A 6,249-nucleotide genomic window follows, 5' to 3' on the forward strand; every position below is an offset into this window, starting at 1 on the left:
CTCTGCCGCCGATGCCGCACCCGCGTGCTGCGGAAGCCGCAGGAGCAGCGGAAGGTACTGCGTGCGCGGTAGGCGGCTGGTCATCCGTGCGCAGGTGTTGCCCCGGGCGAACATCCGGCTAGGGTGCGCGCATGAGCACAGGACGGTCCGGTGTCCGGGCAGGTGTCACAGACTGGGCGATCGCCGTCGGCGTGGCGGCGGCGCTGCTGGTCACCGGGCTGTCCGGTGAGCACTCGGCCACGTTCCTCGACCTGCTCGGCTACGTGCTCCTGACGGCCGGCGGCCTGGTGCTGGCCGAGCGCCGCCGGGCTCCGGTTCCCGTCCTGGCCGTCACCGGGCTGTGCGCGGTGGGTTATCAGGCGGCCGGTTTCGACGTGCCGGCCGTCGCGTACCTGGTCGCGGTGTACGCAGCCGTGCGGGCGGGACACCGGACGATCACAGTGGCGGCGAGCGTGATCATGCTGGCCGTTCTGCCCCTCGCGGCCCTGGCCTCGGGCCTGCACGACACCGGCGAGGCGTTCGCGCAGGCCCGAGGCGCCCTCGAGCTGGCCTGGCTGATCGCGGCCGGCGCCGCGGGCGAAGCGCTGCGGCAGGCCGAGCGGCGGGCGGATGAGGCCGAGCGCACCCGGGAGGAGACCGCGCGGCGCCGCGCCGACGAGGAGCGGCTGCACATCGCGCGGGAGCTGCATGATTCACTCACTCACCAGATCTCGATCATCAAGCTGCAGGCCGAAGTCGCCGTCCACGTGGCCCGCAGGCGGGGTGAGCAGGTGCCGGAGACCCTGCTGGCGATCCAGGAGGCCGGACGCGAGGCGGCCCGGGAGCTGCGCGCGACCCTGGAGGCGCTGCGCGAGGACGACACGAGTCCGCCGCGTGGGCTCGACCACGTTGCGGAGCTGGTGGAACGGGCTCGGTCCACCGGCCTGGACGCGACGCTGACGATCGGGGGGCAACGACACGACGTGCCGGCCGCGGTGGACCGGACCGGCTACCGGATCGTTCAGGAGTCCCTCACCAACATCGCCCGTCACGCCGCGGCCGCGACGGCGTCGGTCCGGATCGACTACCGTCCCGACGCCCTCGCGATCCGCATCGATGACGACGGCAAGGCCACACCGGACGCCGCCCCGATGCCCGGCGTGGGGCTGCTCGGGATGCGCGAGCGCGTCACCGCCCTCGGCGGTCGCCTGCGGGCGGCACCGCGCGGCGAGGGCGGCTTCACCGTCCAAGCCGAACTTCCCGTGGACCGGACGTCATGATCCGCGTCCTGCTGGTCGACGACCAGCCGCTCCTTCGCAGGGGATTCCGCGCGCTCCTCGACCTCGAGGACGACATCGAGGTGGTGGCCGAGGCCGCCGACGGGAAGGAGGGCCTGGACCTGGTCAAGGAACACCTGCCCGACGTGGCGCTCATCGACATCCAGATGCCGGTCGTGGACGGCATCGAGGCGACCCGGCGCATCGCCGCGGACCCGGCCCTGGCCGGGGTGCACGTCGTCATCCTGACCAACTACGGCTTGGACGAATACGTCTTCAACGCGCTGCGTGCCGGCGCGGCCGGATTCCTCGTCAAAGACATCGTGCCGGAGGACTTCCTCCACGCCGTACGCGTCGCGGCGCGCGGTGACGCCCTGCTCGCACCGTCGATCACCCGCAAGCTGATCAACCGGTACGTCACCCAGCCGCTCCGCACCGGCGCCGGCACGGGGCTGAAAGAACTGACCAACCGCGAACGCGAGGCCGTCACGCTGGTCGCGCAGGGCCTGTCCAACGACCAGATCGCCGACCGCATGATGATCAGCTCACTGACCGCGAAGACCCACATCAACCGGGCCATGGCCAAACTCCATGCCCGTGACCGTGCCCAACTCGTGGTCCTCGCCTACGAATCGGGCCTGGTAGTCCCCCGCACCTCCTGACCTCCCCGGTAGGGCTAGCCGGCCAGGGTGTGGAGCATGCGCTTGATCTCCCTCTCCGCGGTCTCCGTGGTCAGGCCGAGCCCGTTGAGCGCGGCCACGACCGCCCCTTCGCCGAGGGCCAGCAGGCCGAGCAGAATGTGCTCGGTGCCGACATAGTTGTGGCCGAGCCGGAGCGCCTCGCGCAGCGTCAGCTCCAGGGCCTTCCTGGTCTGCGGGGCGAGCGGCAGCAGGTCGGGCGCGGCCTGGCCGCCGGGGCGCAGCATGGCCTTCATGACGTCCTTGACCTGGTCGAGCGGCGCGCCGAGCGTCACCATGGCCTTGGCCGCCAGCGCCTCCGGCTCGTGCAACAGGCCGAGAACGAGGTGCTCCGGCTCGACGGTCTCGCTGCCGGCCTCCCTGGCCTCCTTCTCCGCCGCCACGACCACGTTGCGGGCACGAGGGGTGAAGCGGCCGTAGGAGGCCAGCTCCGCGGCCAGCCCTCCCTCCTTGAGCACGAACCGCTTCTGGGCCGCCTGCTTGGTGACGCCCATGCTGCGGCCGATCTCGGTCCAGGAGGCGCCGGAATGGCGGGCCTGGTCGACGAAGTGGCCGATGAGGTGATCGGCCACTTCGCCCAGGTGCTCGCCCAGCGTCACGGCGTCGGAGAGCTGCTCCAGGGGGTCGCTGCCGGAGTGCCGGCTCTTGATCGCGTTGATGAGGTCGTCGAGGCGTACGATCTGATCCATACGTCAACCATAGGTTGACGATAGACAATCGTCAACCTCAGGTTGACGATTGTGGGCGGCTACCCGAGCGTGGCGTCGTGTCGTCCGCGGAGGCCGGCCACGTGACCGGTCAGCCGCTCCCAGTTGCCGGACCCGATCGCGGCCTTCTCCTCCTCGGTGAACGGCGCCCGCTCCAGGAAGGACCGGGCGACCCCGCCACCGGTGTCCAGGAAGGGAAAGCCGCCGGGCCGCGTCCCGAAGGTGTACGGATAGTCGGTCGAGTACAACATGCGGTCGGTCCCGACCACCTCCGCCGTCCACCGCAGGTAGCGCTCGCTCACCGTGCCGCTGCCGGCCACCCAGAAGTTCTGGCGGAAGTAGTTGGCCAGGGGCCGCTCCAGCTTTGCCGCGTTCTGCAGGATTCCGATGTGGTCCAGGTAGAACAGGACGACCTCGCCCCAGTGCCCCGCGATCACCTGCAGATCGGGATGACGGTCGAACACGCCGGAGAAGATCATCCGCAGATACTGGACGCCGAGGTCGTAGTACCAGCCCAGTCCGGCGGTCGCGAGCATGGGGCCCACTCCGTTGGGCAGTCCTGAGTAATACGCCTCCTGAACCGCCTGCACCGGGGTCTGCGGGTGGAAGTGCAGCGGCACGCGGAGCCGCTCGGCGGTGGCGTAGAGGTCGTCGAACTCCGGCGCGTCGGCCGGCTTGGCGCCAGTGCGCCCGTACAACATCGCGCCGCGAAAGCCGAGGTGCGTGACGGCGCGCTCCAGCTCCTCGGCGGCGGCCTCGGGGGACGGCGTCGGGATGGCCGCGAGCGCCTGGAACCGGTCCGCGTTCGCGTCGACGATCTCGGCGAGCGCGTCATTGGCGTCCCGCGCGACGCGCACGGCGTCCGCCGCCTCGAGGTTTTGTACGCCTGGTGTGGCCAGCGACAGCACCGCCACGTCCAGGCCCTGATCGTCCATGTCGGCCAGGCGCTGGTCGCCGGTCTCTCGTAGCCGCCGAGCGAACGGCTCGTCGCCGTAACCGAGCTGCGGGATCCGCGGGACCCCGGCCTTCGCCCACGCATCGAGCAGGACTGGCAGAACCACGTGTTCTTCGAGACCTACGATGCGCACCTTCTCTGACATGCCATGCTCCTTCTGTTTCCGTCGATTCCTCTTTAACGGCATCAAGGATAACATCAATGTAAACATATCAGCGTTATCGTTGATTCATCACACCGATCGGCGCTGGCACGGTGGACTTGTGGGGTCCCAGTAGTCCTGTCGAAGAATCCAACACATACAGCTCTGAGCTGCGGCGATGCTGGGTCGATGGAGGAGTCGAGATCGTTTCCGCGACGTGTAGATGCCTCGCAAAACTGGCGAACCGGCGCCGCCACCCGCTTCTCGGCGGCCATCCGGGCGAAGGAACGCGGCTGGCGCTCTGACCTGCGATGGTCCTCCACGCTGTGTCAGACATATAGTAAGAAGTCATCTAATGACTTAATATCCTGGCGTGATCACCAGATCTCGCAGCAGCCGGGCGTTATCCCGGTTACTCACTGCAGCCCTGTCGCTGATCGTCATGATGGGGCTGCTCCAAGCGCCCCCCACGGCCGCCTCCGCCACCGCTACCTCAGCTTCCGCCACCGTTCTCACGCCGCCCCTCGACCTGGCCGAGATGTGGGGCCGGTACGGCAACGCCGGCGGCCACTGGACCGGCGGCGACGCCACCGTCTCCATCCCGCTCCCCGACGGCCGCATCGCCTGGATCTTCTCCGACTCCTTCCTCGGCGCCGTCAACCCCGACTACTCCCGTCCCCAGGACGCCCCGTTCCTGCACAACTCGATGGTCATCCAGAGCGGTTCGAACCTCGGCCCAACGCTGCACGGGGGCACCGCCGCCGCGCCGACCTCGCTGATCGACACCGACCTGTCGGCCGACGACTTCTACTGGGTGGGCGACGGCACGGTCGAGGGCAACACCCTCAAGGTCATCTACGGCCGCTACCTCAGCACCAACGACGGCACCCCGCTCGGGTTCAAACGCCAGGGCACCGTGCTGGCCACCTTCAGCCTGCCCGACCTACGGGTGACCTCGGTCCGGCAGATGCCCGTCAGCGACTCCATGACCTGGGGCTCGGCGCTGATGGAGGACGGCGGCTACAGCTACATCTACGGCAGCGAGTACGCAGAGGGCGCCAAGTTGGGTAAGCAACAGTTCTTGAGTTGAGGGCTTTGGATCCTCCTCACTCTGCACGCTCACTGCCTGCGAACTGCGTCTTCTCCCGTTTGCCGGATCGATCAGCACCCATCGAAGTACCTTCACTCACCGTGAAGCTTCTGTCACGGGATTGATGGAACGGCAGCGCTAATGAAGCCGGGAGGTGTGGGTTGGCGCTGGGAGTCGTACGAGATCTACGCGATCAGCGAGCCCTTGGCAGCGAGGAAGACCTTGTTGCCTTCGAAACGGACGTCCTGGCGGGGTTCGTGCTGGCTCGCGCGTCGGCCGGGCTGACCGACAGCACCATCCGCAACGACGCCAATCATCTGGAGCTGATCCGGGACTGGTTCGGCCGGCCACTGTGGGAGATGCAGCCTGAAGACGGCGATGTCTACTTCGGCAAGGTGCTGCGAGAGGCCAAGCCCTCCACTCGCACCGGCCGAGCGGCCGCGCTGACGGTGTTCTTCCGGTTTCTGGAGCTCAGATACAAGCTTGAGCTGCATAACCTCACCGGCCGAGTCGTGGAGTGTCCGCTCGATGAGGTCAACCGTCCATGGCTGTCCGTGGATCCGCAGCTGCGCGTCCCGCCGACCGTCGAGGAGATCGAGCAGCTGTTCGCCGGGTGGCGCGAAGAGCTGCTGAGCTGCCGCAAGTTCGCTCCGGCGGCCCGCAACTACGCCGTGGCCCGGCTGATCTCCGATGTCGGGTTACGGATCAACGAGGCCCGGATGCTGGACCTGGACGACGTGCGCTGGGAGCTGGGCCGGTTTGGCAAGCTGAACGTCCGCCACGGGAAGGGATCTCGCCGCAAAGGGCCCAAGCCACGGCTGGTGCCCCTGATCAACGGCGCCGATCGCAGCCTGCGCTGGTTCATCGAGGACGTCCTCGGGCTGTTCGAACTCAACCTGTCCAGCCACCGCACCCCGCTGTTCCCCTCCGAGCGGAAGAACGCCGACGGCACCTGCGCCCGCGCCACGGCGGACGTGTTTCGCCGAGCCTTGATCGACGCCGTCGACCGCCATCTGCCGACCTGGTCGGGGCGGCTAACGCCGCACGTGCTGCGGCACTTTTGCGCCTCCCAGCTCTACTTGGCCGGGATGAATCTGTTCGCGGTCCAGGAACTGCTCGGCCACGCCTGGACCGGCACCACGGCCAGATACATCCACGTCCGAGGTGTGTCAGAGAAAATGCACCAGATCGGGTCTTAAATACCCATCAGTCGCGGGAGGGGTTATAGGGGATCCTGGCGTAGTTCTCGCCGGGCTGCAACCCGGGCCTCGTGCGCGTCCTTCAGCCCCGCGCGACGGGCGGCCCGGATGGCCTCGCCGCGGCCGTGGTGCTCATCGTCAGGGGTGACGTAGCCGATGCCCTCGTGCAGGCGTACCTCGTTATACAGCGTGCGGATGGCGT

Annotated in this window: 6 protein-coding genes; 4 read left to right on the forward strand and 2 right to left on the reverse strand. The window is 68.2% G+C overall.

The window, feature by feature from the left end; translation table 11 throughout:
- The first annotated feature begins 131 nt into the window (after window positions 1–131).
- Together ACTWQA_RS50505 and ACTWQA_RS50510 are read left to right on the forward strand one after the other, a co-directional pair.
- Window positions 132–1,259 (forward strand): sensor histidine kinase, encoded by a 1,128-nt coding sequence (locus ACTWQA_RS50505; RefSeq protein ID WP_443165972.1) that lies wholly within the window; start codon window positions 132–134, stop codon window positions 1,257–1,259.
- Complete coding sequence (locus tag ACTWQA_RS50510) at window positions 1,256–1,918, forward strand: response regulator (protein ID WP_443165973.1); 663 nt, start codon at window positions 1,256–1,258, stop codon at window positions 1,916–1,918. Before ACTWQA_RS50505 ends, ACTWQA_RS50510 begins: the two co-directional genes overlap by 4 nt.
- Before the next feature lie 14 nt (window positions 1,919–1,932).
- On the opposite strand, the gene ACTWQA_RS50515 is transcribed toward ACTWQA_RS50510, so the two are convergent.
- Window positions 1,933–2,643 carry a Clp protease N-terminal domain-containing protein gene (locus ACTWQA_RS50515; protein ID WP_443165974.1) on the reverse strand — a complete coding sequence of 237 codons (711 nt, stop codon included), beginning with the start codon at window positions 2,641–2,643 and terminating at the stop codon, window positions 1,933–1,935.
- A gap of 59 nt (window positions 2,644–2,702) precedes the next feature.
- A complete protein-coding gene (locus ACTWQA_RS50520; RefSeq protein WP_443165975.1) occupies window positions 2,703–3,761 on the reverse strand; it encodes an amidohydrolase family protein in 1,059 nt (352 codons plus the stop codon).
- A gap of 370 nt (window positions 3,762–4,131) precedes the next feature.
- On the opposite strand from ACTWQA_RS50520, the gene ACTWQA_RS50525 reads away from it, so the two are divergent.
- Window positions 4,132–4,848 (forward strand): DUF5005 domain-containing protein, encoded by a 717-nt coding sequence (locus ACTWQA_RS50525; protein ID WP_443165976.1) that lies wholly within the window; start codon window positions 4,132–4,134, stop codon window positions 4,846–4,848.
- 161 nt (window positions 4,849–5,009) lie between these two features.
- Complete coding sequence (locus tag ACTWQA_RS50530) at window positions 5,010–6,047, forward strand: tyrosine-type recombinase/integrase (protein WP_443165977.1); 1,038 nt, start codon at window positions 5,010–5,012, stop codon at window positions 6,045–6,047.
- The last annotated feature ends 202 nt before the right edge of the window (window positions 6,048–6,249 follow it).

Source organism: Nonomuraea sp. 10N515B (genome assembly GCF_052245915.1).
GTDB lineage: Bacteria > Actinomycetota > Actinomycetes > Streptosporangiales > Streptosporangiaceae > Nonomuraea.